We start from the raw sequence: 25,177 nt of genomic DNA on the forward strand, positions 1-25,177 counted from the left end.
GCGCTAATCCCTAAGCAATTCACGGGTTAAGCCGCCGGCCGTTGCCGGTAGCCCCGAATCGTCGGAGTCGCTCCGGTATGCCGGAGGCGCCGCTGGATCGTTCGTGTCGAAGCTGTAAAGGGAGCCCGCCGCGCGCCGCCAGCCCCGCTCGCACGCCGCGAGGTCCAGGTGCAGTGACGTCCAGTCGGCGAGAAGTACGGCTTCGTGCCCCTGACCGTTGTAGGTCTTGAGATAGGCCCGGCAGGTCTCGCAGTAGTCGATGCGAAGCCCACACTCGCCCTCGGCGGCGAGGCTCGAGAGCCGAGACGACTCGGTTTCGCAGAACGGGCAGGTCGTCCGTCCGTACCGCCAGCGCGTCGCGCAGTGGCCGCACACCAGGTGCCGCAGGCGGCCCGGCTCGATCCCGGTCAGCTGCGCCATGGCGGGTGCCGATCCGCACAGTGGACAATACGGCCGCATCCAGCGTGTGTCGTCGCGCCAGGCAGCGAACGCGTCAACGACGGGGCGCAACGCCGCCGACCGGGCCATCCAGGCGACGCATTCGCGCAGCCCGGGATCGTCCGGCGCGTGGCCGTTGAGCGCTTCGATGGCGCGGTCGCCGGCGGCATCGATCGCGCCCAGGTCGATGGCGGCGCCGGTGCTCGCCAGCAGCGGAACGCCGCCGTCAAATTCGGATTCGTAGGTACGCCATTCGGGCAGCGCCGGCTCCGGCGGCGCCGCCGCCGCGACGGCGGCCTCGAGTTGAGCGTGCAGATTCGCGAGCGGCCGCAGGAACGCGTGCGAACCGACCCAGACGTCGAGGGTCATCCGTGCGCAACCTGTCGCGGGTCGTCGGCCGGCAGCAGCGGCACCAGCCGCGCGGCAAGCCCGAACAGGAAGATCGTCGCGGCGATCAGGCCGATCGAGATCCCCCACTCGACGAGCGACGGCGTGTAGAGTTCGGGCCTGATCTGCGGCATCGCTCCGCGCAGCGTCATCGCGAGCAGGACGACGTTGATACGGTTGAAGGTGACGCCCGCGGCGGTCAGCGCGGTCGCCGTCAGCAGCAGCGCCGGGTTGAGCCGCCAGTCGCGCCGCGCGAGCAGCACGAGCGGCACGACGCCGCCGAGCCCGATCTCCGACAGGAACAGCAGCCCGAGGCGACCGCTGAAGGCGCCGGCCAACTGTCCGCGCAGCGCCATGTCGCCGAGGCGGAACGCGAGATAGACGAACAGTGACCAGCCCGTGAACTGGGCGAGCGAGGCGAGCTGCGTCATCCGCAGCGGCCGCTTCCAGCCCTTGGCGATCCACATCTCCACGAGGATCACGACGGCCGTGCCGGCCGCGATCGACGACAGGAAGAAGGATACCGGCATTACCGGCGACCACCACTGCGGGCCGACCTTCTCGGGCATGAGCAGGAAGAGCGAACCGAGCGAGCTCTGGTGCATCGACGACAGCGTGACGGCCGCGATCGCGAGCAGGATCGGCTCGGGCTTGTCGTTGATCCCTGCGGCCCCATCGCGCGTCCGGAACAGCCAGGCCAGCGTCGCGAAGACGATCGCCGTACCGGCCGTGTAGAGCACGTTGCGCGAGAGCATGAACACGAAGAGCGTGACCGCGAAGGCGACGTAGGCTCCCTGCCACCGTTTCCACAGTGCCAGCGCGCCGGTGTAGCCGTAGCGCTCGAGCGGCACCGGCAGGAACTCCAGCAGCAGCACGGAGACGTAGAGACCGACGCACCACGACACCTCGAACATCGCCGAATGCTCCGGCGCGTTCAGTCCGAGCTGATAGAAGTGCCACGGCAGACCGAGGTCGGCGATGAGCGTCACGGTGACGAACGAGTAGCTCAGGAACCCGATGAAGACGGCGGATCGACCGAGCGAGTAGAGGTCCTTCCGCTGCAAGACGTAGATGATCCCGGCTGTCGCGAACGCGCCCGCGGCGAGCGCGATCCAAATCAGATCGAAGACGATCCACAGGCCCCAGGGGAACGTGTTCGAGAGGTTGGTGCTGCCGCCGAGCCCGCGGACGAAGCGCGAGAGAATCGACAGGCCGCCGAGCGCCACCAGCGCGAGCATCGCCCAGTTGAACGGCGTCATCAGCGCGCGATTCAGCGTCTCGAACGTCGGATGGTGATGGCCGGCGCCCGCGGCCGTCCGGCGCTTGAAAAACGAGTAAGTCGTCCCGAGGAGCGCGCCGATCAGCATCACCGCCGGCGGGACCGCCCCGAGCGCGACCTTCGACTTGGCCGGATAGGGCTCCTCTGACAGCGTCGGAAACCCCAGCTTCTCGAACGGCACCGACGACAGGTAGAGCACGCTGGTGCCGCCCGCTTCTTTTTCGCCGTAGATGTGGTCGATGTACTTGCCGGGACGCGCCGCGATCCGGCGGTTCGCTTCCTTCAGCATGTCGTCGCGCGTGCCGTAGCGAAGCGCGTCGGCGGGGCACGCCTTCACGCACGCCGGCACCTGGATGGTCTCGTGAGCGCGGGTCTGCTCGGCGGCGGTGAGCGGCACGCCATTGCGCGAGGCGGGCAGCGGCTGATCGCAGCGGTCGGCGCAGTGCGTGCATTTCTGGATCTTCGGCGCCAGCGAATCCCACTCCGCGGTCGGCACCCCCCACGGGCACGCCCAGATGCAGTAGCGGCAGCCGATGCACTTGTCGGCGCTGTAGGTGACCGGTCCGTCGTCCTGGCGGTAGAGCGCCGTGGTCGGGCAGGCCGACGCGCACGCCGGCTCGAGGCAGTGCAGGCACCGCCGCATCGCGAACGCGTAGTCGACCCCGCCTTGTGCCTTGTCGTTGACCAGTTCGTGAAAAGAAATGAGCGTCAGCGTCTTGGCGCTCAGGACGGCCGGATTCTGGAAGCCGAGATCTTCCTCGAACGACGTGGACTCGCCGTCCTTGTCGTTCCACTGCTTGCAGGCCACCTGGCAGGCCCGGCAGCCGATGCACTTGGTGATGTCGACGAGCGTCGAGCGCGAGGCGCCCGCATTGACCACGGTGCTCATGTCCGTCCTCCCGGCAGCGGCTTGCGCACTTTCCGGTCGCGCACCTTGACGACGTTGACCAGGCAGGCCTTGGTTTCCTGGGTGCCGGCGCCGGGATCCGAGGCGTCGATCGTCAGGTGATTGACGCTCGGACCGGTCGACAGTCCCTGGAAGCCCCAGTTGTACGGCATCCAGACGACCGTCACTTCCTGGTCGCCGATCTTCAGCGCTTTCATGCGCGGAGTGACGAGGGCCTTCACCTCGAGTTCGCCGCGCGCCGACGAGACGCGGACCCAGTCCCCCGACTGCACCGTGAGCTTCTCCGCAAGGCTGATCGGCAGCTCCAACATCGGTTCAGGGACGAGCTCGTTCAACCAGGGGATGTTCCGCGTCGTCGATCCCGCGCACCAGTGCTCGGCCACCGTCGACGTCATCAGCACGTAGGGGAACTTGTCGACCGTACCGATCGGCTGATGCGACGGCACGCGCGGATACTTCAGCGTCGGGTTGCTCTTGACCGCAGGATGCAGATGATTCTCCACCGGGCTCTCGACCGGCTCGTACATCTCAGGCAACGGCCCGTCCTTGGGCACGTAGGCGACGTCGCGCCAATAATCGGTGTAGCGGGGATCGGGATCCGAGTAGACCGCGGCGAAGAGGCGCCCGACGCCTTCCGCACCGAGATGGAAGGCGCGCTGGCCGTTGGGCGTGTCGGGTCCGTCGGTCGCGACGGGGACATCTGGAATGTCGTATCCCGCCCACTTCTTCGCTTGCTCGTCCCACCATACGATCGGTTTCGCGCCCGGATACGGCTTGCCGTGGCGGTCGCACGATGCGCGGTTGTAGAGGATCCGCATGTTGTTCGGCCATGTCCACCCGAAGCCCGGATAGAGGCCGAGGCCGCCGGGATCCGTTTGAGAGTCGCGGCGCTTGGACAGGTTCTCGCCGTTGGCGAACACCCCCGCGTAGATCCAGGCGCCGGACGATGTCGATCCGTCGGATCGGAGGTCGCTGACCTTGCGAACGAGGTCGCCTTTCTTGAGCCCCGTCTCCGGGTTGTCGCGCAGTGCGTAGCCGTTGATCTCGCGGAGGACGTCTTCCGCGGTCGTGTAGCTCCAGGACGCCTTCCTGATGATCTCGTCACGCGGGGCCGTCGAGTCCTTGACCAGCTCCCGGACCTTGCGGAACACGAGATCGACGATCTCGCCGTCGGGACGTGCCTGGCCTGGCGGCTTCACCGCGGCGTGGCGCCATTGCACCATGCCGCCTGAGTTGCTGATCGTGCCGTTCTTCTCCATGAAGAACGCCGCGGGCAGAAGGATCACCTCGGTGTTGATCGACTTCGGGTCGACGCCGGGCCGTTTCCAGAAGGCCGCGGTCTCGGTTTCCCAGATTTCCTGTAGGACGAGCGTCTCGAGTTTCGCCATCGCGTCGAACGTCAGCGTCAGGTTGGGCAGCGTGACGGCGGGATTCTGGCCGACGACCCACAGCAACTTCAGCTTGCCGGCGAGCGCGTCCTCGAACATCGGCAGCGTGCCGTAATCCTTGGCGGCGTCGCGCTTGGGCAGCCACTCGTAGCCGTAGCCGTTCTCTTCGGTGGCGGCGTCGCCGAAAAACGCCTTCAGCGTATTGACGAGATACCGGCTGTCGGCGATGCCGTTCTTGCGGACGTAGTGATAGATCGTGGGCTCGGCGTTGGTCGCCGAGTTGAGGTAGCCCGGCATGTAGTTGTAGAGCACCGCCATGTCGCAGGCGCCCTGCACGTTCGGCTCGCCCCGCAGCGCATTGACGCCGCCGCCCGGCTTGCCGATGTTGCCGAGGAGCAGCTGCAGGATGGTGAACGCGCGGATGCCCTGCACGCCGGTCGTGTGCTGCGTCATGCCCAGCGCGTAGAGGATGGACCCCGGTCGGTTTCTCGCCATCGTCTCCGCGATCGTGCGGATCTGATCCGCGGGCACGCCGGTAATCCGCTCGCCCATCTCCAGCGTGTAGCGCGAGACGAACGTTGCCAGCCGCGCGAACACGGAGTGCGGATCGTCGAGGCTCTTCGCCACCCGCGGCTTGCCCTTGGGGTCGAGCTGATAGCCCCAGGTCTTGGTGTCGTACTTGTGGTGCTCGGCGTCGTAGCCGCTGAACAGGCCGTCCTTGAACTCGAACGCCTCGTCGCCGAGAAACAGCGCGTTCGTGTGCGTGACGACGTAGTCCTCGTCATACAGCTTGTTCACGATGATGTGGTTGATCATCGTGTTCTGGAACGCGGCGTCGGTGCCGGGACGCAGCCGCGCGTAGATGTCGGCCGCCGCCGACGTCCGCGTGAACCGCGGATCGACGTGGATGATCGTCGCGCCGTTCTCCTGGGCCTTCCGGATCCACTTGAAGGCCATGGGGTGGTTTTCGGCGACGTTGCTCCCTTCCACGAGGATCGTCTTGCAGTTCTGCAGGTCGATCCAGTGGTTCGTCATCGCGCCGCGTCCGAATGTGGCCCCCAGACCGGGGACCGTGGGGCTATGTCAAAGCCGGGCCTGATGCTCGACGTAGCTCAGACCGAGCAGCCGCGCCGCTTTCTGAAAGAGGTAGCACTCCTCGTTCGTATTCTGCGCGCCGCCCATGAAGCCGATGGCGTCGGTGCGGTTGACGGGGACCTCGGCGCCGGGCTCCTGCGGCACGAACCGCAGGGCGCGCTGGTCGCGCGCGTCGCTGGCCATGAGGTCCACGACCAGCTTCGGGGCATCGACCTTCTCGGTGGCGATCCAGGTGTCGTCGCGCGTCTTGCGGATCTTCTGCGCGACGCGCGTGATCGCGTCGTCCCAGGAGATCTCCTGCCAGTGATCGCTGCCCGGCGCGCGATAGCGCGGTGTCGTCAGGCGCTGCGGAGAGGCGTGCGTCGCGAGACATCGAAATGCCCTTGACGCACAGCGAGCCACGGTTGACGATGTGGTCGAAATCCCCCTCCATCGCGACGAGCTTGCCGTCGCGGACCGAGGCGATCATGCCGCACCCGCACGAGCAGAAGTTGCACGACGTCGTGAACTCCTGAACGTCGGCGAGCTTGAGGGCTCGCGCCGCGGCGGCCGCCGCCGGCCAGTCGACCAGGCCGCCAACCGCCAAGCCGGCGCCGCCGCCGATCGACAGCCTCAGGAGATCTCGGCGAGTGACTCCACGACCTCGATCCGCCATAGACTCGAGCCCTCGTTTGAGAGAGGAGCGCTTACTTCAGGCTTTGCAGGTAGGCGACGAGCGCGTCGACATCAGCCGCCGGCAGGTTCTTGTACTTGGCCGGCATCGGGGGCTTCTTGGTCGACTTCGCCTTGGCCGTCGCGGCCACCGGATCATGAATCCACTCTTTGATGTCGTCGGCCGACAGCTTGGCGCCGACACCGTCGAGGGGGTTGGCCTTATTGCCCTTGCCCGCAACCTGGTGGCACATGGAGCACTTCTGCGCGGTGTAGACTTCCTGCCCCTTTTTCACCTGCGCCGCGTCCTGGGCCGCCACGCTGGGCACGCCCGCGCCGATCATCAGTACCGCCGCTATCCCGAGCGCCGTCTTCATCATTGAGCCTCCACTCCGAGATTTTGAGGCAGATCGAACAAGCAGATCGCGTGCCGGCGAAGCCCTGCCGTCTTACTTGACGATCGGTGCGTCAGAGGGGCGGCGGGTGTTCAGCGCGGAGGAGATTCTCCGGAATACCGGAGTGTGGCGGCCTTCAGCGCGCGCGCGCGGCGCGTGAGGATCGGGTGATGGGGATCGTGATCTCGAGCTTGCGGCTTTCGCGGAGGATGAGCAGCTTGGCCGCGGTGCCGACCTTCGAATCCGCCACCATGCGCATGAACGCGGACGCATCGTCGATCGGACGGGCGTTGAACTCGAGGATGATGTCGCCCGGACGCAGGCCGGCCGCGTAGGCGTCGGAGTTGCGCGTCATCTGGTTGACGAGCGCCCCCCGCGTGTTCGGCGCGCCGAGCTCGTCGGCGATCTGGGTGGTGACCGGCGCGATCATGATGCCGGGAATCGTGCCGCGCTGGACCTCGCCGTACTTCAGCAGGTCGTCCATCACGTGGCGAGCGAGATTGCTCGGTACCGCAAAGCCGATCCCCTGATACCCGCCGGTCTCGCTGAAGATCGCCGTGTTGATGCCGATCAGCTCGCCGCGGGCGTTGATCAGCGCGCCGCCGGAGTTGCCGGGATTGATGGCGGCATCGGTCTGGATGAAATCCTCGTAGGTCGCCAGGTTGCCGCCGAGCGTCCGTCCCAGCGCGCTGACGATGCCGAGCGTGACGGTCTGATTGAGCTGGAACGGATTGCCGATCGCCAGCACCCACTCGGCGACCTTCAGCTTCGAGGAATCGCCCCAGGGCAGCACCGCCAGGCCGCGCGCGTCGATCTTCAGGAGCGCGACATCGGTCATCTCGTCGGCGCCGATGATCTTGGCGCGCAGCTCGCGCTTGTCCGGCAGCACGATCGACACCTGGGCGCGCCCGTCGCCGATGACGTGATTGTTGGTGAGGATGTAGCCGTCCTGCGAGACGACCACGCCCGACCCAAGACTCTGCGTCACCCGGCTGCGTCCGCTGTATGTGTCATCGCGGTCGCCGAAGAAGTAGCGGAACAGCGGATCCGAGGCGAAGGGGGAGTTCTGCTGGCGGACCACCTGCAGCGAGGCGATGTTCATCACGCTCGGGATGGCGCGGCTGGCGACGCCGGAGAGATCGGGCAGCGTGGCGCCGGCCGCCAGCGCTGGCGCGGGCTGCGCCGCGGAGGCCGTCGGCCGGACAGCCGGCCCGGCCGCGGCTTCGTCGGCCGCGTGGAACCGTCCCGACAGCACCATGCCGCCGAAAAATCCGGACGAGACGAAGATGCTGGCGACGAGGATCCTGCGGAGCATCATCATCGGACGGCAATCCGCCGCGGCGCGGCGACGAGCTTGCGCAGCGTCACCGTCAGCACGCCCTGGCGCAGGTCCGCCGTGACGCCGTCGTGGTCGACGGGGTCGGCGAACTCGAAGGTGCGATGGAACGATCCGTGGCCGCGCTCGATCTGATGGTAGTGGCGTGGCGCGGTCTCGGAGGCCGCCGACGCACGCACGCCGCGGATCGTCAGGCGGTTCTGCTGCACGGCGAGATCGATCCGCTCACGCGTCAGCCCCGGCACTTCCGCGGTCACCACGTAGCCGGTCGCCGTCTCGTAGACATCCATCGGCGGGTCCCAGGCGCTGCCGCCCTGCGCGGCGAGCCGCTCGAGGCGTGCCTGCCAGGCGCGCAGGTCGCGCAGCGGATCACATGGCATCGGTCGATCGTAGCATGGCCTGTGCTAGGCTTGAGGTTTGTCATGAGCTCGATTCAGGCGACAAGAATGAAGCGCGGCATGCTCATCAAGATGGGCAACGACCTCTACCGCGTCCTCGACTTGACCCATTTCACGCCCGGCAACAAGCGCGGCTTCGTCCAAGCCCGGATGCGTAACATCCGCAACGGGCAGCAGGCGGACAACAAGTTCCGGGCCGAGGAAGACGTCGAGCGCGCCATTCTCGACGAGCGGCAGATGCAGTACCTCTACCGCGACGGCGATTCGTTCCATTTCATGGAGACCACCACCTACGAGCAGATCCACCTCGACGCCGAGGTGCTGGGCGACAATGCCAGCTACATCCTGCCGGAGATGGTGATCGCGATGGAGTTCTACGGCGAGGAGCCGGTCGGCATCGAGCTGCCGATTTCGGTGGATCTCAAGGTGGTCGACACCACCCCCGCCATCAACCGCGCCACCGCGAGCGCGCAGGTCAAGCCGGCCACTCTCGAGACCGGCCTCGTCGTCAACGTGCCGGCGCACGTCAACATCGGCGACGTGATCCGCGTCGGCACCGAAGACGGTGAGTACCAGAAGAAGGTCTGAGGATGAGAGCGCGCGCGCACGGGGAGTCCGAGCGGGGGCGCCTCTCGGAGTCATGATGGACGTCGCGCATCGAACCGGTGCCGGCTGGATCGAGGTCGTGGCCGGAAGCATGTTCAGCGGCAAGAGCGAAGAGCTCATCCGCCGGTTGCGCCGGGCGCAGATCGCCAAACGGAAGGTCCAGATCTTCAAGCCGCGCATCGACAATCGCTACAGCCACGCCCACATCACCTCGCACAGCGCGATGCAGATCGAGGCGGAGAACGTCGGCAGCTCGCGTGAGCTGCTCGAGCACGTGTTGCCTGACACCGAGGTCGTCGGCATCGACGAGGGGCAGTTCTTCGATCCGGAGCTGCCGGCGGTGTGCACGACGCTCGCCGACCAGGGCAAGCGCGTCATCGTCGCCGGCCTCGATCAGGACTATCTCGGCAAGCCGTTCGAGCCGATCCCGCAGCTGCTCGCGATCGCCGAGTACATCACCAAGACGCTGGCCATCTGCATGGTGTGCGGCGCGCCGGCCAACCACACCCAGCGGCTCGTCGCCAGCAGCGAGCGCGTGCTGGTCGGGGCGCAGGGCACCTATGAGGCGCGCTGCCGGCACTGTTTCGACCCGCGGCTGGGCCAGTAGCGCGGGACACGGGTCGCGGCGGGACGCGGTAGAAAAAAGGCCCGGCTGGTGGAGACGCTGAACCCCGCACTGCTCTCGAAGCTGCTCTATTTCCTGGGTGCCGGCTTCCTCGTCTTCAACCTGTATCTCTTCCTCCAGTACGATCGGAACCGTCGTCTGCAGCGCGCCGCACTGGTCACCTGGCCCCCGCCGCGGCCGCCGCTCTATCGCCTGTTTCTCTGGGTCGGCGCCGTCCTCGCCATCGTGATCTTCTACAAGCTGGCGGTGCTGAGGACGGCGCCGCAGCATGTCTTCGGCGAGACGATGATGCTGGTCTACTACGTCTACGCGATGCCGCTCGGACTGAAGATCCGGCGCGGACTCTATGAGGACGGCATCTGGACCGACGGCGGTTACATCGCCTACGGCAACATCGGCGGCCTGACCTGGCGGGAAGGGGAGCAGCCGATCCTGGTCATCCTCTATCGCTGGCGCTCGTTCGCGCGCCGGCTCAGTGTGCCGCAGCCGGTGTACGGCGAGGCCCGGAAGGTGCTCCGCCAGAAAATTGCCGCGCACGACATCCATTTCACCGGCAAGTCCCTGGACCTGGGCGTCCACGACGAACGGGACGACGTCTAGTGCCGTAACTTTGTGATATAAAGTATACCAACGTGCGGCTTGCCAGGCAAGAGATCGTCATCCTGCTCATCGCCATGGCGATCGCGCCTGCCGTGTTGATCGGGCGGCTGTGGAGCGCCAAAGGGTCGTTGCACGGGCAGGAGCGAGCCGAGCCGTTTCGGATCGCCGGCAATTTCTACTTCGTCGGCGCCAATGACGTCTCGGCCTTTCTGATCACCGGGCCCGCGGGACACGTGCTGCTCGATGCCGGCTATCCCACCACCGCCCCGATGATCATGGCGAGCATCGCCGAGCTCGGGTTCGACATCAGGGACGTCAAAGTGCTGCTCAATTCGTCGCCGCGTCCCGACCAGGCCGGCGGGCTGCCGACGTTGCAGCGGGCCTCCGGGGGCGAGGTGTGGGCCAGCGACGCCAGCGCGGACGTCCTCGCCTCGGGCGGCGACGATCCCGACATGGCGGTACCGATCCGGACGCTCTTCCGGCTCGGCATCGGCGGCTACCCGCCGGTCCGCGTCGACCATCGGGTCTCGGACGGCGGCACGATCCGCGTCGGTCCGATTACCCTCACCGCGCACGTCACGGCCGGCGCCACCCGCGGCTGCACCTCATGGACGTTTCCGATCCGCGCCGCCGATCGGACGCTGAATGCGGTGAGCGTCTGCGATCTGGATGTCACGATGGGAATGCGCTATCGGGAGCAGGCCGACGATCTCGGACGCAGCTTCGCGGTGCTGCGCGGCCTTCCGGTCGACATCTGGGTGGCGTCCCACGGGCGCGCCTGGGGCCGGTACCGAAAGTTCGCCGCGCGGGCGGGGGCGCCCAATCCCGTCGACCCCTTCATCGATCGCGACGGCTACCGGGCCTTCATCGACGATGCCGAAGCCGCGCTCCGGCTCGGCAGGGTGCATTAGTCTCACTCGAGGGCGGCGCCTTAGCGATGCAGCAGCCAGCCGATCGGGCCATCGCCGAACGCCATCGGATCGCGAATCCAGCCGGGCGGAATCAGCCAGACGAAGGCGAGAATGACGACGACCATCACGTCGTACTGCCAGGTGGCGCGCTCGAAGGTCCAGAAGAAGCCGTTCCACAGCATGCGGACCGGCAGCGGCGAGCGGGTGATGGCGGCGGGGCGCTCCTCGGTGCCGCGCTCGAGCACGCGGTAGGTGAGGAGGACGCGGTCGGCGACCGAGAAGACCGACAGCACCAGGATGACCCAGAGCACGCCCGCCATGCGGTTGGTGAAGGCGCCGATCATAAACAGCACGATCCGCTCGGGCCGCTCCATGAAGCCGACCTTGCACTTCTGGATGAGCGATTCGGCGCGGGCGCGCGTGTAGCTGGTCATCAGCGCGAACATCATCGCCAGCGAGGCAATCAGCGCGTAGTCGGTGCGGCCGCGGTTCGAGTAGAGATAGATGAGCCCGATGAACAGCGCGATGTCGGAGAAACGATCGATCACCGAGTCCCAGAAGCCGCCGAACTTGCTGATCAGGCCGGTCTCGGTCGCCACCTTGCCGTCGATGAAGTCGAAGATGTTGGCGACGACTATGATCCCGCCGGCGATGACGAATTCACCGCGCGCCAGGTGCACCGCCGCCCAGCCGTTGATCAGGAGTCCAATGAACGTGAGGATGTTCGGGTGCACGCGCAGCGCGACGCAGGCGGCGATGATCGCGCGCAGCGGAAACATGAAGATTCGCCCGATGAGCCCGGTAAACGTCATCTGGCTGGTATAATCACGGGTTCGATACGCTGCAAAATGGCTCAGTGTAATCCATGCCGATTCAAGACCTCAAGGCCCGCATCGCCCGCCTGCCGGAGCAGCCCGGCGTCTACCTCTATTACAACGAGGCCGGGGACACCTTGTACGTCGGCAAGGCCAAGGTGCTGCGCGACCGTGTTCGCAGCTACCTCGGCGCGCAGGGGATGAGCCCGCGCATCGACGCGCTGCTCGACGAAGCCGCCAACCTGGAGTTCATCGTCACCGACTCGGTGGTCGAGGCGCTGGCGCTCGAGAACCACCTGATCAAGCAGCGCGCTCCGAAGTACAACATCCTGCTGCGCGACGACAAGAACTATCCGTTCCTGCAGTTGACGACCGGCGAAGCCTACCCGCGTGTGCTGATCGCGCGCGGCGTGGGGAAGGACAATCACTACTACGCCGGCCCGTTCATGCCGGCGAAGCTGGGGCGCCGCACCATGGCGCTGACCCACAAGCTGTTCGGCATCCGCTCGTGCAACGAGGTGATCACCGGCGAGCGGGCGCGGCCCTGCCTCGAGTACGACATCCACCGCTGCATCGCGCCGTGCGTGCGCGACATCTGCGGTGACGAGCAGTACGCGGCCGCGGTGCGCCACACCCGGCTGTTTCTGGAAGGGCGCAACGACGAGCTGGTGACGCAGCTGACGGGACGCATGACCGAGGCGGCCTCGGCGGAGCGCTTCGAACAGGCGGCGCAGCTGCGCGACGCGCTGCGCACGATCCAGACGCTGCAGCAGCGGCAGCAGAAGATGACCGGGACGGCGCTCGGCGATCGCGACGTCTTCGGCCTGAAGATCGGCCCGGCCGGCGCCGTGGTTCAGGTCTTTCAGGTGCGCCACGGCAAGGTGGTGGAGCGGATCGAGCTCGCGAGTACCTATGCGGGGCGCTCGCCGGCCGATGGCCGACCGACGATGAGCGTGGGCTCGGACGGGGCGGAAGGGGAGACCCTGCAGGCGGCGCTGGAACAGTTCTATGCGGAGCGGTCGGCCCCGCCGGAAATTCACCTGCCGCTGGAACTCAGCGCGCCCGAGACCGAAACCGTCGAAGCCTGGCTCACCGCCACGTCGGAACATCGTGTCCGCCTGCTCGTGCCGAAGCGCGGAGACAAGCGGGGCCTGCTCGATCTCGCCGCCCGCAACGCGCAGGTTGCCTACCAGGCCCGTTTCAACGAGACGGTCGCGGCGCACTACGACGCGCTGGAGACGATGCGGCTGGTCCTCAACCTCCCCGCCATCCCGCGGCGCATCGAGTGCTTCGATATCTCCACCATCCAGGGATCCGAGACCGTCGCCGCGATGGTCGTCTGCGAAGACGGCCGCATGAAGCGTTCCGAATACCGCAAGTTCAAGATTCGCGGGTCGGCAACCCGCCGCCCGCAGCCAGCCTCCCGTGTGCTCGACGACTTCGCCTCGATGCACGAGGTCGTGCTGCGGCGCTACCGTACGGTGCTCGACAACGGCGGCCCGTTTCCCGACCTGATCCTGATCGACGGCGGCAAGGGGCAGTTGAATGCCGCCTACGACGCGCTCGGCGAGCTGGGACTGTCCAATCTGGTCGCGGTCGGGATCGCCAAGAAGGAAGAGCTGCTGTTCACGCGCGAGCACGACGACCCGATCGCGCTCGTGCCGCAGAGCGCGGCGCTGCTGCTGATCCAGCGGATTCGCGACGAGGCGCACCGCTTCGCCGTCACCTTCCACCGGCAGTCGCGCCGTAAACGCGACCTGCGGTCAGAAATCGACGTCATCGCCGGCATCGGGCCGCGCCGCCGCAAGGCACTCCTGACCGCGTTCGGCAGCCTGGCCGGCGTCCGTCGCGCCACCCGCGAAGACCTGATCACGGTGGTCGGCACGAAAACCGCGGACCAGGTTCTGGCATACTTCGCCGATCGCGCGTAGTCTGGCGATTCAACCGGCGTGAGGCTGGGCTCCGCGATACACCAGCGAGGATCCGCATGCATCGAGACTTTAAGGCGCTCGTCAAGCCGTTCGTCGTCAAGGACGGCAAGGGATTCTGTCTCGGGGACCGGCCGACCGCGGGGACCCATCCCGGGCACGACGCGAAGAAGTTCCTGAAAAAAGGGGTCAAGGCCCTCTGCGACTTGCAGGACAAGCTCTATGCCCAGGACCGTCACGGCGTGCTGCTCATCTTCCAGGCGATCGACGCGGCGGGCAAGGACAGCGCGATCAAGCACGTGATGTCGGGCGTCGATCCGGCCGGCTGCCAGGTCTATTCGTTCAAGGCGCCCTCGTCGGAGGAACTGGATCACGATTTCCTGTGGCGCACCTCGAAGTGCCTGCCCGAACGCGGCCGCATCGGCATCTTCAACCGCTCGTACTATGAGGAGGTGCTGATCGTCAGGGTGCACCCGACGATGCTCGGGCACCAGAAGCTGCCGGCGGAGCTGCTGACGAAACGCATCTGGAAGGAGCGCTTCGAGGACATCAACGCGTTCGAGCGGTATTTCGCCCGCCAGGGATTCCTGATCCTCAAGTTTTTCCTGCACGTCTCGCGCAAGGAACAGCGGCAACGCTTCATGGCGCGGCTCGATCGGCCGGACAAGAACTGGAAATTCGAGTTCGGCGATCTCGCCGAGCGCAAGCACTGGCGCGCCTACATGGCCGCCTACGACGAGATGATCCGCCACACGGCGAAGCCGCACGCGCCCTGGGTGATCGTGCCGGCCGACGACAAGAAATTCGCCCGCACGGTGGTGGCGGCGGCGATCATCGACGGGCTGACCCGGCTCCGTCTCCAGTATCCGGCGGTCGACGATCGGCAGCGGGCGGATCTGCGGCGGGCCAAGCGCCTGCTGGAGCGCGAACCGCGGCGATAGTGCTAAGCTTAGGGCCCACATCGTTGAGTATCGATCCCCTCACCGTCGCCGTCGGCTTCGGTGTCCTGCTGATTTCGCTGACGGTTCACGAGGCGGCGCATGCGTGGACCGCCGACCGCCTCGGCGATCCGACCGCGCGGGCGCTCGGCCGCGTCTCGCTGAATCCGGCTGTCCACATCGATCCGATCGGCACGCTGCTGCTGCCGCTGCTCGCGGCGGTCAGCCACCTGCCGCTCATCGGCTGGGCGAAGCCGGTGCCGGTGAACACGCGCAACCTGCGTGATCCACGCCGCGGCTTCACGATCGTCGCGGCGGCGGGTCCGATCAGCAACCTGCTCCAGGCGTGTGTGTGGTCGCTGGCGTTCCGGATCAGCGGGGGGCACGGCGCCTATCCCGACGGCAGCCTGCTGCAGGCGACCTTGTACCTTGGGGTCGAAACCAACCTGCTGCTGGCCTTCTTCAACCTGATCCCGATCCCGCCGCTCGACGGCGGCAACGTCGCGCTTGGGCTGCTGCCGCCGTCGCTGGCCGTGCATTACGTGCGGCTGCGGCAGTTCGGCTTCCTGATCCTGTACGCGCTGATGTTCACCGGCATCGCGAGCGCCTTGATCTTTCCGCCGACGGATTTCTTCTTGAGGATGTTGCTGCGTTGAAAGCGCGCGTTGTGTCCGGCATGCGCCCGACCGGCCAGCTCCACCTCGGCCACCTCGTCGGCGCGCTCAGCAACTGGGTACCGCTCCAGGCCCAGTACGACTGCTTCTATTTCGTCGCCGACTGGCACGCGCTGACCAGCGAGTACGAGAGCACCGGCAAGCTCGTTCCCTACGCCTACGAGATGGTCGCCGACTGGATCGCGGCAGGCCTCGACCCCGACAAGAGCACGTTCTTCCTGCAGTCGCTGGTCCCCGAGCACGCCGAACTGTTCCTGCTGCTGTCGATGGTCGTCCCGGTGCCATGGCTCGAGCGGGTGCCGACCTACAAGGAGCAGCAGGACGCCCTCAAGGACAAGGACCTGTCGACCCTCGGTTTTCTCAGCTACCCGCTGCTGCAGACGGCCGACGTCGCGATGTACGACGCGCGCTTCGTGCCGGTCGGCGACGACCAGGTGGCCCATCTCGAGCTGGCGCGCGAAGCCGTCCGCCGTTTCAACAACATCTTCGGCGCCGGGACGCTCGTCGAGCCGCAGCCGCTGCTGACGCGGATGTCGCGCCTGCCGGGACTGGACGGCGACAAGAAGATGAGCAAGAGCCTCGGCAACACGATTCAGCTCTCCGACGACGCCGACACGGTGACCAGACGCGTCCGATCGATGTACACCGATCCGAAACGGGTGCGGGCCGACATTCCCGGCACCGTCGAAGGCAATCCGGTGTTCACCTATCACGACTCGTTCAACCCCGATGCCGGCGAGGTCGAGGATCTCAAGGCGCGCTACCGGGCCGGCAAAGTTGGCGACGTCGAAGTGAAGATGAAGCTGGCCAGGGCACTCAACGCCCATCTCGACCCGATCCGCGAGCGGCGCGCCGCCGTTCTCGCAAAACCCGGCCATGTCAAGGAAATCCTGCACGCGGGATCGGCCAAGGCGCGCGCGGTCGCCTGTGAGACGATGGACCGCGTTCGAGACGCTGTCAAACTGACGTATCGGTAGCGCCGGCCAGGCCGGCCGGAAGGTGGCAGCCCGGCATCCGTACTATGGAACACGAGTTCGAATCGATCCTGGACGCCTATCCTGTCCGGCTACAGAACTTCGAGGGTCCGCTCGATCTGCTGCTGCACCTCATCAAGAAGAACGAGGTCAGCATCTACGACATCCCGATCGCGCTCATCACCCGGCAGTACATCGCCTACATCGACGTGATGCAGGAGCTGAATCTCGACGTGGCGGGGGAGTTCCTCGTCATGGCCGCCACCCTGATCCACGTCAAGTCGCGAATGCTGCTGCCGCGTCCGGATCCGTCGCAGGAAGACCCCGAGGAGGACCCGCGCGAAGCGTTGATGCGCCGCCTGCTCGAGCACCAGAAGTTCAAGGCGGCGGCCGAGCTGCTGCACGAGCGCGAGACGTTGCGCAGCGCGCAGTGGACGCGTCCCGACGGCCCGATTTCCGAGATCGCCGGCGAGCCGCCGGAGCCGGAGATCGAAGTCGATCTGTTCAGTCTGATCAGCGCGTTCCGCGCTGTCGTCGAGCGCTCGAAAGCGCGCCCGAAGGTCTATCTGCCGATGGAGCAGATCGCGATCGAGGATCGGATCGAGCAGCTCCTCTCGCGGCTGTCGGAGACCGAGGCGTGCGGATTCGAGGACCTCTTCGAGGACGTGCAGACGCGCGCCGGCTTGGTCGTGACGTTCCTGGCGCTGCTGGAGATGATCCGGCTGAAGTTGATTCGCGTGTTCCAGAGCGGCGTCGTCGGTCCCATTCGCGTCTACAAACGGGCCCGCCCGGCCGACGCGCCGCGCCCGCTGCACGATCCCGAGCAGGTGCACGCCGAGCATGCCGCGCAACATGAGAAGAAGGAGTAGGCCGGACCGTCAGGTCCGCCGACAAGAGCACCCGTGTCCGATCATCTGAAACCCATCATCGAAGCGCTGATCTTCGCGTCCCCCGAGCCGATCACGCCGAAGACGCTCTACAAGATGCTCGACGGCGAGCCGAAGGAGGACGTCGATGCCGCGCTGGCGGCGGTGCGCGCCGATTACGACCGTCCCGGCGGACTGCAGATCGTCGAGGTCGCCGGCGGCTATCAGCTGACGACGAAGCCGGAACTGCACGAATGGGTGCGCAAGCTCTTTCACGAACGCACGACGTCGAAGCTGTCGGTACAGTCGCTCGAGACGCTGGCAGTGATTGCCTACAAGCAGCCGGTGACGGCCCCCGAGATCGCCGAGATCCGCGGCGTCACCAGCAGTTCCGGCGTCCTGCAGACGCTCATCGAACGCAAGTTGGTCAAGACGGTCGGCCGCAAACAGGTGGTGGGCCGGCCGTTCATGTACGGCACGACGCGCGAGTTCCTCGAACGGTTCGGCCTGAACGAGCTGGCCGACCTGCCGAAGGTCGACGAGTTGGCGGACGCGCTCGGCTTCGACCTTCCCGGCGGCCTCGCCGAGCCGACGATCACGACGTCGCCGCTGCCCTTCGACGACACGCCGCCATCGGAGCCGTCCGTCGCCGACGATCCGGCGGCCGACGCCGAACAGGGGACCGAGCGGATTCACTGAGACCGCCGCCCGTCAGGTCTGCGACGGGAATCCGACAATCCAGCCTTGTCCGATCAAATCGTGACCCGTTCGTTTTCGATCACAGGTGTTCGGAAGCGGGCGGATTGCGATTCCGTTCAGCGGTCTCGAAATACGCCAAGCTGTTGTCCAGACATCACTTCATCCCTGTGGCACGCGCGGTGCTGACGCCGGGATGGAGGCATTGATGGATTCGCTCGTGCAGGATCTCCGGTTCGCGGTCCGCCGCCTGCGTGCGGCGCCGGGTTTCACGCTCGCCGTCGTGGCGACGCTGGCGATCGGGATCGGCGGCGCCGCCGCAACCTTCAGCGTCGTCGACGCCGTCGCGCTGCGGCCGCTGCCGTTCCCCGACGCCGCGCGCCTGGTGCGGCTGCGCGAACTGACGCCGCAGGGCGATCCCTTTCAGTTCTCCGATCCCGACTATCTCGATTTCGCCGGGCGCCTGCGCACGCTGTCCGCGGTGGCGGCGATGCGTCCGCTGCAGATGACGATGACCGGCGCGGGGGATGCGATGCGCGTCGATGCCGCGGCGGTGACGCCGTCGCTCTTTCCGCTGCTCGACATTCAGCCGGTGTGCGGCCGCGTGCTCACCGTCGATGACGAGCGCGATGCGAAGGGAAGTCCGGTGGCGCTGATCAGCCATGCGCTGTGGCGGCAGCGGCTGGGCGGCGACGCCCGCGCCATCGGCCGCGTCGTCATGCTCGACGGCCGCGCCGTGACCATCGTCGGCGTGCTGCCGGAGACGGCAGTCCTGCCGACGGCCGATTTGTGGCTGCCGCTCGCGGCATCGACGCGTGCCGATCGCAGCGACAAGTGGCTCGACGTCATCGGCCGCCTCGCTCCTGGCGTCGGGATCGATGCGTCGAGCGCGGAGGCGGCGGCGACCGCGGCGGCGCTGGGCCGCGAGCATCCGGAGTTGCAGCGATGGTCGGCCCGCGCCGAGCCGTTGCAGGACTGGCTGATCGGCCCCGGCCTGCGCCGCATGGCGTGGATTCTGCTGGGCTCCGTCGCGGTGCTGCTCGCGCTGGCTTGCGTCAACATCGCGGGCCTGCTGATGACACGCGTCTCGAGCCGGCGCAGCGAGATGGGCATCCGCGCGGCGCTCGGCGCCGCACGCAGCCGGCTCGTGCGCCAGCTGGCGACCGAGAGTCTGCTGCTCGGCCTCACCGGCGGCGCGGCCGGATTGCTCACGGCATCGTGGGCGCTCGACGCGGTGTCGGTACTCCTGCGCGAGGTGCTGCCGCTCGGCCGCGTCGCCGCCGTTGACGGTCGCGTCATCGCGGCGGCGGGTGCGCTGATGCTCGTCTCGACGATTGCGTTCGGACTGCTGCCGGCCTGGCATGCCGCGCGTGCCGACGCGCAGACCGCCCTGCGCGGCGAGAGCCGCTCCGCGACCGCTCGCGCCGGCGTCTGGTCGGGCGCGCTCGTCTCGGTGCAGGTGATGATGGCCACGGTGCTGCTCATTGCGGCGAGTCTGCTCGCCGGCAGTTTTGCGCGTCTCAGCCGGGTCGATGCCGGCTTCGAGGCGGCGCGGGTGCTGACGGGCCCTGTGTTGCTGCCGGCAGGCCGCTATCCCGAGGACGCGCGTCCGGCGTTCTTTGCTGAGGCGATCTCGCGGCTGACGGCGCTGCCCGGCGTGGAATCGGCGGCGGCGACGGCCACCAATCCGTTCCGGCAATGGGGCTTCGCCAACGGCGTCACGCCCGTCGATCGCGCCGCCGACGCGCCGGCCAGCGGACTCGTGCACGCCGGCTGGCGCAGCGTGACGCCGGGATTTTTTGCGACGCTGCAGGTGCCGATCGTCGCCGGACGTTCGTTCACCGACGCCGACCGGCAAGGCGCGCCGCGTGTCGCGGTCGTCTCGCAGAGTCTGGCGGCGCGGCTGTGGCCGGGAGCGCGCGCGGTCGGCCAGCGCTTCTACTGGGGCGGCGTCGACGGCCATCCCCGCACGGTGGTCGGAGTGGTCGGCGACATCCGCGACGTGCAGCTCGACGCGCCGGTCACGCCGACGGTCTACTTACCCTACGCGCAGGTGCCGCTCGAGGCCATGACGCTGCTGGTTCGCGCGCACGGCGACCTCGCGGCGGTCTCCGACGCGGTGCGCCGCCAGATTGGCGCGCTCGATCCGTCGCTGCCGCCGCCGGACGTGCGCCCGCTCGCCGCCAACCGCGCGGCGGCCATATCCGCCCCACGGCTCCGCACCGTGCTGCTCGCCGTGTTCGGTGGCGTCGCGCTGCTGCTCGCGTGCGTTGGGCTCTACGGTGTTGTCGCGTACGCCGTGGTCGAGCGTTCGCGCGAAATCGCCATCCGCGTCGCGTTGGGAGCGCGGCCGGCCCAGGTGATGACCTTGTTCTTTCGACGCGGCGCGCGTCTGACCGCGATCGGCGTCGCCGCCGGACTGGCGTTGGCGTGGGCGGCCGCCGACGTGCTCAAGGCGCTCCTGTTTCAGACCGATCCGCGCGATCCATGGATCTTCGTGCTGGCCGCCGGCGCACTCGGTGCGGTTGCGCTCGCCGCCACGTATCTGCCGGCTCGCCGCGCCGCGCGGCTGGATCCCCTCGTCGCACTCAATCGATCGTAAGGCTCGCGCGGCCGGCGGAAGATCGCCGCTATCGCGGTCGGTCTGTGCGTCGGGGCTTCGACGATCGTCGGGGCCTAGGCTGATCCGCCGTCCGCGCCGTGGTCGTCTTCACACCGGCTGCACGCTGGAGCCGCGCGACTTCCTGCGGCGTCAATTCGCGCCAATGGCCGGGCGGCATGTCGGGATCTTCGATCGGTCCGATCCGCACGCGTCTCAGGCGAACGACTGGGTGGCCGATGGCGTCGAACATCTGGCGGACCTGGCGCTGCCGCCCTTCGTGGATGGCGAGCTCGATGCGGGTCTGCCCGTCCTCCGCTTGACGCCTGGAGGGCGGATCGAGGACCCGCACCTTCGCCGGAGCGGTACGCTTTCCCTCGATGGTCACGCCTTTGGCGAGCCGCTCCAGGACGTGTTCGTCGGGGACGCCTCGGACGCGAGCCTCGTAGACCTTGTCCACTTCGTGACGCGGATGCGTCAGCCTGGCGGCCAGGTCGCCGTCATTGGTCAGCAGCAGCAGCCCTTCCGAGTCGTAGTCGAGGCGGCCGACCGGGTAGATGTACTCGCGCACCCCGCGCAGGAGGTCGAGCACCGTCCGGCGTCCCTCCGGATCGCTCCGCGTCGTGATGTAGCCGCGCGGTTTGTGCAGCAGGATGTAGCGCTTCCGCGCCTGCGCGCGAATCCGGCGGCCGTCGACCTTGATCTCGTCGACGCCGGCGTCCGCCTTCGTGCCGAGCGCTGTGACGGTCACGCCATTCACCTGCACGCGCCCCTGCGTGATCAGCTCTTCCGACAGTCGGCGTGACGCCACCCCCGCCTGCGAGAGGATCTTCTGCAGGCGTTCTCCGGTGGTGTCGCTCGCCCCTTCTACCTGCTTCTTACTCATCCAGCAGCCTCGACCAGAAGTCTATCAAGTGCCAGACGGCGCCGGCCGTCGCGGACCGGTCCACTTCGGCGTGGGTCACCAGCGGGGTCAGCAGCAGGTGGACGGTGCGACGGTCCGTTTCGAGCTGGCGGGCGAGCAGCGCGGACTCGATGGCCGGCACGACATTGTCGTCGGTGCCGTGGAGCAGATACACGGGTGCAACCGGCAGCGGCGATCGGGCCGGCGAGAGCGCCGGGTCACCGCCGAGATCGGCGAGATACGGCAGCAGCACCGGACCAAGCCGTGTGACGTCGCGGGCGTTCACGTAGCCCATGTAGGTCCGCGATGGCTCGTCGAGGTTGACCGCCAGCGCCTTGGCGCGCTCGAATTCGGCCGCCGCGGCGCGCTTGTCCACCATGTCGAGCCGCGAGGCCTCGAGGTAGGACAGAATCGCCGCCCGCAACGGCGCGACCTGTGCCGCCGCGACGACGCGATCGGCGGCGCCCAGCAGCACGATCGCCAGGCCGTAGTCGTGCGGCGCGCGTCTGGCGCCGTCGGGCTGCACGCCGGTGCAGAGGAAGCGGAGCGTGCGCGGGAGATCGCCATGGCCGCCGAGCGCCATGACGAACGCGACACGGTCGCGGATCGCGGGCCGTCCGGCAGCGACGATGGCGAGGCCGCCGCCGAAGCTGATGCCCATGATCCCGACGCGCCCGTCGGCGCCGTGCCAGTCGGGGGACGCCAGCATCCACGCCGCCGCGTCCTCGATCATGTCGGTCGTGCGCGTCGTGATCGCGTAGGCCCGCAGATCGGGCAGCTCGACGGTCAGCACCGGATGGCCCGTTGCGGCGAGGTCGGTGGCAAATCCCACCAGCCGCGGTTCGGCGATGCCGGCGGCGTGCACGCCGGGCACCAGCAGAATCGGACGGCCCCTGACGCGCCACGGCCGGTAGGCCATCGCGTGCAACGGGCCGCCGCGCCACGTGACGGAGTCAACCGGGCTCGGCGTGACCGGGGTCGAGTACCACTCCGTCGCCGTGCCGGCGGCGCCCCCGATGCCCGCCGCCTTGACGACGAAGGCCGTACCGCGAAGATAGAAACGCGCCGCGAAAGCGAGCGCGACGAGAATCGCGAGAACGACGACGCCGGCAATGCGCGATCGGCGCGTCAACCGATCGCCAGCCGATCGCGCCGTCCCGCCTCGTCGCGTCGGCTCAAAGGAGGCACCCGGGGCGCATGATAAAGTTGCGCCGCCGTGGTGTCAAAGCGGTTGATCGTAGCGATCGACGGCCCGTCGGGCGCTGGCAAGGGCACGGTGGCGCGCGCCGTCGCCGAACGGCTCGGCTATCGTCACGTCGATACCGGCGCGATGTATCGCGCCGTGGCGTGGAAGGCGATCCACGATCGCCTCGACCTGCAGGACGAGCCGGCGGTGGCGGCGCTGGCCGAGCGCGCGACATTCGCCCTCGAAGATGGCCGGATCGGCATCGACGGCCACGACGTGGCCGCGGCGATTCGCACCCCCGGCATCGACAGCGCCGCGGCCGCGGTGGCCCGCCATCCCGCGGTGCGGCGGGTGCTCGTCGCGCGACAGCGCGCGTCGGCCGAGGCGGGCGGTGTGGTGATGGAAGGCCGCGACATCGGCACCGTCGTGTTCCCCGACGCCGACGTCAAGATTTATCTCGACGCGTCACCCGACGAGCGTGCGCGCCGCCGCGCCGCCGATCCCGCGCACGCGAGCTCGAAGGGGGCGCCCCTCTCGGATGTCGCGACGGCGCTGGCCGAGCGAGACAAGTCGGATGCCACGCGCGCTGCCTCGCCGCTGTCCGTCGCGTCCAACGCCGTGGTCATCGACACGACCGGCGTGCCGCTGGGCGAGGTGATCGAGAGCGTGCTGCGGCTGGTGGTGACGGTGGCCGACCGCCGTTAGCCGATGGGCGATTGCCCACCGGCCGTCAGTCTTCCTCGTGGTCCGGGTAGTCTTCCGCCGACGCCGGGTCCAGTTCCCACCGATGCCGATCGCGTTCGGTGATCTTGTCGGAGGCCTTCAGCTCTTCGTTGTCGGCGTACTCGATTCCCATCGCGCGGCCGATGTCATCGACACGATCCTGGTCGGGCGTCGGGTTGTCGCCGCCCGGGGCTTCGTCGCCGACGGCGTAGGCATCTTCCCAGTCGGCGTCCACGTCGCCGCCGGTCAGCGCCGGACTCGTCTCGTTGCGGTTGCGCTTCGCCTGCTGCAGCGCCGAGCGCCCGCTGCGCGCCGCCGACGGGTGGACGCGGTCCGGATTGAGCGACGACGGCGGGGTGGGGACCGATTCCTCGACCTCGCGCAGGCGCTTACGCTCGCGGTCGAGCGACGGCGTGCGGCGCGAATCGCCGGCGCCGGCGGGTGTGCCGGTCGACCGCCGGGTCGGCATCGGGTTGGTCCGTCCCTGGACGGTGCGTCCGGTGTCGGGCGTCTGCGCCAGGGTGGATTCCCGTCCGCTGCCGCCAGTCCGTGGGCGTGAGGCCTTCGGTCGCTTGGCGGCGCGCGCGGCGGCGGTCGCCTTGCGGGCCTTGGTCCGGCTTTTCCCCTTGGGCGCCTTCGGCCGAGCCGGCTTTCGGGTCCCGCCGGCCTTGGAAGCACGCTTTTTTCGCCCGGTTGGGGCGGTTCGGCGTGCGCCAGCGGCGCTCCGGGCGCCGGCGCGGCCTCGCGGCCTCGTCTTCTTCGTCGAGGGTGTGGCCCGTCGTCCCCCGGCTTTCCGGCCCGCTTTTTTCGCCATTGGGTTCTCCTTGACCGAAAGACCGTAACTGTTGGATAATCTACTGCTTATCGCTCAGACGCGTCAGGCAAATCTACAGCCAGCCGGAGCTGAGATCCCGGCAAGTACGTGAGAGAGGACCCGCGCAGCATGGCAACAGACAAGTCGCAGCAGATCATTCCAACAGGAGGTGGCGCAGCCGAACTGGACGAGTCGGTCGATCCGCAGGAATACGCCCGCCTTCTCGATCTTTACGATAACAGCTTCCGCAACATCGCGGAAGGTGAGGTCGTGAAGGGGACGGTGCTCAAGGTAACGCCGTCCGAAGTCATCGTCGACGTCGGCTACAAGTCCGAGGGGATCATCCCGGTCGACGAGTTCGTAGACGAGAACGGCCAGATCACGGTGCAGCCCGGCGACATCGTCGACGTGCTGCTCGAGCGCACGGAAGACCGTGAAGGCTACGTCGTCCTCTCGCGCGAGAAGGCCGAGAAGATGAAGATTTGGGACGAGGTCGAGAAGGCCTACCAGGATCGCAAGGTGGTCATCGGCCGCGTCATCGAGCGCATCAAGGGCGGACTCGCTGTGGACATCGGCGTCCGCGCGTTCCTGCCGGGGTCGCAGATCGACGTGCGCCCCGTCCGCAACCTCGACGCCCTGCGCGGGCAGGAACTGCGCATGCGCGTCATCAAGGTCAACAAGAAGCGCGGCAACATCGTGCTGTCGCGGAAGGTCCTGCTCGAGGAAGAGAACGCCGAGAAGAAGAAGACGACGCTCGACACGCTGGCGGAAGGGAAGGTGCTGCGCGGATCGGTGAAGAACCTCACCGACTACGGCGCGTTCATCGACCTCGGCGGTATCGACGGGTTGCTGCACATCACCGACATGTCGTGGGGCCGCGTGACGCATCCCTCCGAAGTCGTGCACGTCGGCGACGAAATCGACGTCATCGTGCTCAAGTACGACGCGGCCACCGAGCGCGTCTCGCTCGGTCACAAGCAGCTCATCGCCGATCCCTGGATGAGCTCAATCGAGCGGTATCCGGTGGGGCTGCGGTTGTCGGGC

At 67.7% G+C, this 25,177-nt stretch carries 24 protein-coding genes and 1 pseudogene; 13 read left to right on the top strand and 12 right to left on the bottom strand.

All coding sequences use genetic code 11. The features are described 5' to 3' along the window. Window positions 1-3 precede the first annotated feature (3 nt). The 8 genes and pseudogenes from VGI12_00145 to VGI12_00180 all read right to left on the bottom strand — a co-directional run bounded on the left by VGI12_00145 (window position 4) and on the right by VGI12_00180 (window position 8,256). Entirely contained in the window at window positions 4-807 is an 804-nt protein-coding gene (locus VGI12_00145; protein HEY2431049.1) for a formate dehydrogenase accessory protein FdhE, read from the bottom strand. After that, a complete protein-coding gene (locus tag VGI12_00150; GenBank protein ID HEY2431050.1) occupies window positions 804-2,993 on the bottom strand; it encodes a 4Fe-4S dicluster domain-containing protein in 2,190 nt (729 codons plus the stop codon). The genes VGI12_00145 and VGI12_00150 overlap by 4 nt, the downstream gene beginning before the upstream one ends. After that, complete coding sequence (gene fdnG / locus VGI12_00155) at window positions 2,990-5,434, bottom strand: formate dehydrogenase-N subunit alpha (protein ID HEY2431051.1); 2,445 nt, start codon at window positions 5,432-5,434, stop codon at window positions 2,990-2,992. Before fdnG ends, VGI12_00150 begins: the two co-directional genes overlap by 4 nt. 48 nt (window positions 5,435-5,482) lie before the next feature. Continuing rightward, complete coding sequence (locus VGI12_00160; GenBank protein HEY2431052.1) at window positions 5,483-5,896, bottom strand: hypothetical protein; 414 nt, start codon at window positions 5,894-5,896, stop codon at window positions 5,483-5,485. A 25-nt stretch (window positions 5,897-5,921) separates the two neighbouring features. After that, a pseudogene (locus tag VGI12_00165) lies at window positions 5,922-6,149 on the bottom strand (hypothetical protein). A gap of 31 nt (window positions 6,150-6,180) precedes the next feature. After that, the gene (locus tag VGI12_00170) at window positions 6,181-6,522 is read right to left on the bottom strand and encodes a cytochrome c (protein HEY2431053.1); all 342 of its coding nucleotides are present in this window, start codon (window positions 6,520-6,522) and stop codon (window positions 6,181-6,183) included. A 154-nt stretch (window positions 6,523-6,676) separates the two neighbouring features. Next, window positions 6,677-7,855 (bottom strand): trypsin-like peptidase domain-containing protein, encoded by a 1,179-nt coding sequence (locus tag VGI12_00175; protein ID HEY2431054.1) that lies wholly within the window; start codon window positions 7,853-7,855, stop codon window positions 6,677-6,679. Window positions 7,856-7,857: 2 nt separating this feature from the next. Then, on the bottom strand, window positions 7,858-8,256 hold the full coding sequence (locus VGI12_00180) for an Hsp20/alpha crystallin family protein (GenBank protein ID HEY2431055.1): 399 nt from the start codon (window positions 8,254-8,256) through the stop codon (window positions 7,858-7,860). Between the two features lie 42 nt (window positions 8,257-8,298). On the opposite strand from VGI12_00180, the gene efp reads away from it, so the two are divergent. The 4 genes from efp to VGI12_00200 are packed head-to-tail and all read left to right on the top strand — an operon-like array spanning window position 8,299 to window position 11,016. Continuing rightward, complete coding sequence (efp, locus tag VGI12_00185) at window positions 8,299-8,862, top strand: elongation factor P (protein HEY2431056.1); 564 nt, start codon at window positions 8,299-8,301, stop codon at window positions 8,860-8,862. A 55-nt stretch (window positions 8,863-8,917) separates the two neighbouring features. After that, complete coding sequence (locus VGI12_00190) at window positions 8,918-9,487, top strand: thymidine kinase (protein ID HEY2431057.1); 570 nt, start codon at window positions 8,918-8,920, stop codon at window positions 9,485-9,487. A 48-nt stretch (window positions 9,488-9,535) separates the two neighbouring features. Further along, window positions 9,536-10,105, top strand: a complete 570-nt coding sequence (locus VGI12_00195) for a hypothetical protein (GenBank protein ID HEY2431058.1) — start codon at window positions 9,536-9,538, stop codon at window positions 10,103-10,105. A gap of 32 nt (window positions 10,106-10,137) precedes the next feature. Then, window positions 10,138-11,016: an MBL fold metallo-hydrolase gene (locus VGI12_00200; GenBank protein ID HEY2431059.1), complete on the top strand. Its 879-nt coding sequence runs from the start codon at window positions 10,138-10,140 to the stop codon at window positions 11,014-11,016. 20 nt (window positions 11,017-11,036) lie between these two features. On the opposite strand, the gene VGI12_00205 is transcribed toward VGI12_00200, so the two are convergent. Continuing rightward, on the bottom strand, window positions 11,037-11,828 hold the full coding sequence (locus tag VGI12_00205; protein HEY2431060.1) for a CDP-alcohol phosphatidyltransferase family protein: 792 nt from the start codon (window positions 11,826-11,828) through the stop codon (window positions 11,037-11,039). Between the two features lie 53 nt (window positions 11,829-11,881). Here VGI12_00205 and uvrC point away from each other — a divergent pair, with 53 nt between their 5' ends. The 7 genes from uvrC to VGI12_00240 all read left to right on the top strand — a co-directional run bounded on the left by uvrC (window position 11,882) and on the right by VGI12_00240 (window position 20,509). Beyond that, window positions 11,882-13,762 (top strand): excinuclease ABC subunit UvrC, encoded by a 1,881-nt coding sequence (uvrC, locus tag VGI12_00210; GenBank protein ID HEY2431061.1) that lies wholly within the window; start codon window positions 11,882-11,884, stop codon window positions 13,760-13,762. Window positions 13,763-13,818: 56 nt separating this feature from the next. Continuing rightward, on the top strand, window positions 13,819-14,700 hold the full coding sequence (locus VGI12_00215; GenBank protein HEY2431062.1) for a polyphosphate kinase 2 family protein: 882 nt from the start codon (window positions 13,819-13,821) through the stop codon (window positions 14,698-14,700). Between the two features lie 23 nt (window positions 14,701-14,723). After that, entirely contained in the window at window positions 14,724-15,353 is a 630-nt protein-coding gene (locus VGI12_00220; GenBank protein HEY2431063.1) for a site-2 protease family protein, read from the top strand. Then, window positions 15,350-16,348 (top strand): tryptophan--tRNA ligase, encoded by a 999-nt coding sequence (gene trpS, locus VGI12_00225; protein HEY2431064.1) that lies wholly within the window; start codon window positions 15,350-15,352, stop codon window positions 16,346-16,348. The genes VGI12_00220 and trpS overlap by 4 nt, the downstream gene beginning before the upstream one ends. A gap of 44 nt (window positions 16,349-16,392) precedes the next feature. After that, entirely contained in the window at window positions 16,393-17,214 is an 822-nt protein-coding gene (locus tag VGI12_00230) for a segregation/condensation protein A (GenBank protein ID HEY2431065.1), read from the top strand. A 33-nt stretch (window positions 17,215-17,247) separates the two neighbouring features. Continuing rightward, a complete protein-coding gene (scpB, locus tag VGI12_00235) occupies window positions 17,248-17,910 on the top strand; it encodes an SMC-Scp complex subunit ScpB (GenBank protein HEY2431066.1) in 663 nt (220 codons plus the stop codon). A gap of 205 nt (window positions 17,911-18,115) precedes the next feature. Continuing rightward, window positions 18,116-20,509, top strand: a complete 2,394-nt coding sequence (locus VGI12_00240; GenBank protein HEY2431067.1) for an ABC transporter permease — start codon at window positions 18,116-18,118, stop codon at window positions 20,507-20,509. A gap of 28 nt (window positions 20,510-20,537) precedes the next feature. Here the strand turns inward: VGI12_00240 and VGI12_00245 are convergent, their stop codons facing one another. Next, window positions 20,538-21,392, bottom strand: a complete 855-nt coding sequence (locus VGI12_00245; protein HEY2431068.1) for a pseudouridine synthase — start codon at window positions 21,390-21,392, stop codon at window positions 20,538-20,540. Continuing rightward, on the bottom strand, window positions 21,385-22,542 hold the full coding sequence (locus VGI12_00250; protein HEY2431069.1) for a hypothetical protein: 1,158 nt from the start codon (window positions 22,540-22,542) through the stop codon (window positions 21,385-21,387). The genes VGI12_00245 and VGI12_00250 overlap by 8 nt, the downstream gene beginning before the upstream one ends. A gap of 84 nt (window positions 22,543-22,626) precedes the next feature. Between VGI12_00250 and cmk the strand changes: the two genes are divergently transcribed. Next, window positions 22,627-23,301: a (d)CMP kinase gene (cmk, locus tag VGI12_00255; protein ID HEY2431070.1), complete on the top strand. Its 675-nt coding sequence runs from the start codon at window positions 22,627-22,629 to the stop codon at window positions 23,299-23,301. Window positions 23,302-23,326: 25 nt separating this feature from the next. Here cmk and VGI12_00260 read toward each other — a convergent pair whose 3' ends face one another. Continuing rightward, window positions 23,327-23,788, bottom strand: a complete 462-nt coding sequence (locus VGI12_00260; GenBank protein ID HEY2431071.1) for a DUF6335 family protein — start codon at window positions 23,786-23,788, stop codon at window positions 23,327-23,329. Window positions 23,789-24,262: 474 nt separating this feature from the next. On the opposite strand from VGI12_00260, the gene VGI12_00265 reads away from it, so the two are divergent. Continuing rightward, window positions 24,263-25,177 (top strand): S1 RNA-binding domain-containing protein (locus tag VGI12_00265; protein ID HEY2431072.1); only part of this gene is annotated, 915 nt, incomplete at its 3' end.

This window comes from Vicinamibacterales bacterium, assembly GCA_036496585.1.
GTDB lineage: Bacteria > Acidobacteriota > Vicinamibacteria > Vicinamibacterales > 2-12-FULL-66-21 > JAICSD01.

Coding starts and splice junctions, on each gene's coding strand:
- VGI12_00145 (HEY2431049.1), bottom strand. CDS start 807: ATGACCCTCGACGTCTGGGTCGGTTCGCACGCGTTCCTGCGGCCGCTC.
- VGI12_00150 (HEY2431050.1), bottom strand. CDS start 2,993: ATGAGCACCGTGGTCAATGCGGGCGCCTCGCGCTCGACGCTCGTCGAC.
- fdnG (HEY2431051.1), bottom strand. CDS start 5,434: ATGACGAACCACTGGATCGACCTGCAGAACTGCAAGACGATCCTCGTG.
- VGI12_00170 (HEY2431053.1), bottom strand. CDS start 6,522: ATGAAGACGGCGCTCGGGATAGCGGCGGTACTGATGATCGGCGCGGGC.
- VGI12_00175 (HEY2431054.1), bottom strand. CDS start 7,855: ATGCTCCGCAGGATCCTCGTCGCCAGCATCTTCGTCTCGTCCGGATTT.
- VGI12_00180 (HEY2431055.1), bottom strand. CDS start 8,256: ATGCCATGTGATCCGCTGCGCGACCTGCGCGCCTGGCAGGCACGCCTC.
- efp (HEY2431056.1), top strand. CDS start 8,299: ATGAGCTCGATTCAGGCGACAAGAATGAAGCGCGGCATGCTCATCAAG.
- VGI12_00190 (HEY2431057.1), top strand. CDS start 8,918: ATGGACGTCGCGCATCGAACCGGTGCCGGCTGGATCGAGGTCGTGGCC.
- VGI12_00205 (HEY2431060.1), bottom strand. CDS start 11,828: ATGACGTTTACCGGGCTCATCGGGCGAATCTTCATGTTTCCGCTGCGC.
- uvrC (HEY2431061.1), top strand. CDS start 11,882: ATGCCGATTCAAGACCTCAAGGCCCGCATCGCCCGCCTGCCGGAGCAG.
- VGI12_00215 (HEY2431062.1), top strand. CDS start 13,819: ATGCATCGAGACTTTAAGGCGCTCGTCAAGCCGTTCGTCGTCAAGGAC.
- VGI12_00230 (HEY2431065.1), top strand. CDS start 16,393: ATGGAACACGAGTTCGAATCGATCCTGGACGCCTATCCTGTCCGGCTA.
- VGI12_00240 (HEY2431067.1), top strand. CDS start 18,116: ATGGATTCGCTCGTGCAGGATCTCCGGTTCGCGGTCCGCCGCCTGCGT.
- VGI12_00245 (HEY2431068.1), bottom strand. CDS start 21,392: ATGAGTAAGAAGCAGGTAGAAGGGGCGAGCGACACCACCGGAGAACGC.
- VGI12_00260 (HEY2431071.1), bottom strand. CDS start 23,788: ATGCCGACCCGGCGGTCGACCGGCACACCCGCCGGCGCCGGCGATTCG.